The organism is Streptomyces sp. NPDC044061, assembly GCF_056434305.1.
In genome coordinates, this window is the sequence record NZ_JBWKFL010000160.1 from 1 (window position 1) to 2,013 (window position 2,013).

At 68.2% G+C, this 2,013-nt stretch carries 1 protein-coding gene and 2 pseudogenes; 1 reads left to right on the top strand and 2 read right to left on the bottom strand.

Features of this window, described 5'->3' with window-relative positions:
- Positions 1–202: 202 nt before the first annotated feature.
- Positions 203–607 (bottom strand): annotated as a pseudogene (locus tag AC07CM_RS50790) ((2Fe-2S) ferredoxin domain-containing protein).
- Positions 604–902, bottom strand: a pseudogene (locus tag AC07CM_RS50795) (HAD hydrolase family protein); the annotation flags it as partial. The pseudogenes AC07CM_RS50795 and AC07CM_RS50790, both read right to left, overlap by 4 nt.
- 116 nt (positions 903–1,018) lie before the next feature.
- Here AC07CM_RS50795 and AC07CM_RS50800 point away from each other — a divergent pair.
- Positions 1,019–1,861, top strand: a complete 843-nt coding sequence (locus AC07CM_RS50800; protein ID WP_478883341.1) for an IS5 family transposase — start codon at positions 1,019–1,021, stop codon at positions 1,859–1,861.
- The last annotated feature ends 152 nt before the right edge of the window (positions 1,862–2,013 follow it).

A 2,013-nucleotide genomic window follows, 5' to 3' on the forward strand; every position in this document is an offset into this window, starting at 1 on the left:
TACCAGCGGTCCCGTTCCGCATGTACTCCCAGGTCAGCGCGCATCAGCCCCCGCCTGGACAGTGCCCCGGCCAGCCTTAACTTCCCGGCCTTGGTCCAAGAGTGCACAGTGTGCCAGGCAAGGGTGAAGCGAGCGTGGGGCCGGGCGATGGCCCAGTCATGGTGCGACAGGTCGCGCCGCCCGGTTCCTCTCCGCTCTCGGCTCACTCCTTGATCTGCCGACGGACTCGTCGGGACGGGGCGAAGGCGCAGAGGTCGACGACGTCCAGTAGGTCGGCCACTCCCGGGCCACCGTCCTTGGCCCAGGCGGTGATGTCGGCGTTCGTCGGTGTCATTGACCAGTCCGAGCCAGACCGGGCGTCCGCCGGCTCGGTGGCCGGTGGAGACGGCTGGACGACGACCCCGATGGGCTGTTCGCAGGCGTCCAGGCAGTCGACCGGCCGTACGTTCGCCAGGCCGGGCAAGGCGCGCAGGTCTGCGACTTGGGCCGCATGGTGGACGTTCGGGACTTACGCAGTGCCGCAGCAGCAGCCGCGGCAGACGGTCACTGTGCAGCGGTCCGCCGTGCCGGGAGTGGGTGGGGCGGACCGTCGGGTACGGCGGGTCACCGGCCACCCTCCGCAAGGGCCCGCGTCCACTCCGCCTCGCGCAGCAGCCGCAGGCCGTTGAGGCCGGAGATGAACACGGCCGCGATGACCAGGTTCTGCACCACCAGTTGGCGGGCCCGGGGGAGAGGGCGACTACGGCCGAGACGGTGGCCAGGTCGTCGCCTACGACGACCGCGTCGGCGGTCTCCAGCACCAGGTCAGAGCCAGCCCGGCCCATGGCTACGCCGGTGTGGGCGGCGGCTAGGGCGGGGGCGTCGTTGACACCGTCGCCGACGACCAGCACCTTGCGGCCAGCGTCTCTAGTCAGCTAAGGGCGTGCGCGGATAGGCAGGTGTGAGGGGCTGGATGCAGGTGCAGGCACGGGCCTGCGCGATCATGTGAGTTCCTACGCTCCGTGACCGTGGAGGCTCCGTGCCTGCGCTCCCATTATGGCTTGTTGATCCGCTCTGGCAGCAGTTTCGAGAACTGCTGCCAGAGCGCGGTGAGTTCGCTTCCGACCACCCGCTGGGCTGTCATCGCCGACGCATCGGTGACCGCACTGTCTTCGACCGGCTCGTGCAGGTGCTGGTGTTCGGCTGCGGCTACCGCAAGGTTGCCGACGACGCGTGCTCGGCGACGACCATCCGTACCCGTCGTCAGGAGTGGATCGAAGCCGGGGTCTTCGAACGCCTGGAGCTGCTCGTTCTGGAAGCCTATGACCGTTTCATCGGCCTACAGCTGTCGGATGTGCCCGTCGACGGCTGTCACTCAAAAGCCCCCTGCGGTGGTGAAGTTGCAGGCCCTTCGCCCGTGGACCGGCGAAAGGGCGGTATGAAACGCTCCACCGCAACAGACGCCGGCGGCATCCCGCTCGGCGCGGTCACCGCTCCTGGCAACCGGCACGACTCCCCGCTGCTGGGTCCCACGCTGGAGAGACTCGAACGTATCGGGCCGCTCCCGGAAAACGCCACGGTCCACCTCGACGCCGCCTACGGCACCGGCAAGGGAACCAGAACGGCAGCAGAGTACGGCCTGCAGGCACAGGTCGCGGTCAAGGGCGTGGCCGCGCCGATCCAGAACACCAAACGATGGCCGGTGGAGCGCACGAACGCCTGGGGTAATCAATTCTTCAAGATCGCTCGCTGCACCGAACGCCGCACCGAAGTCATCGATGCGTACCTGTCGCTGGCTCACGCCATCATCACTCTGCGTCGCCTCATCCGCCGCGCGTGGACCCTCTACCGCTGGGACACACGCCCCCGGAAACGCCCCTGAACACCGCCTATCCGCGCACGCTCTAAGCGATCCCATGCGGACTGTTGGGTCCGGTGTGGGTTCTGCCCATCTTGGTGGGGCTGCGTGAGCGTGGAGGTGGAATCCCGCGCCCAGTGCTGCTCCGTGTGGCCGGTGTCGGCGTTTGGTGGGTG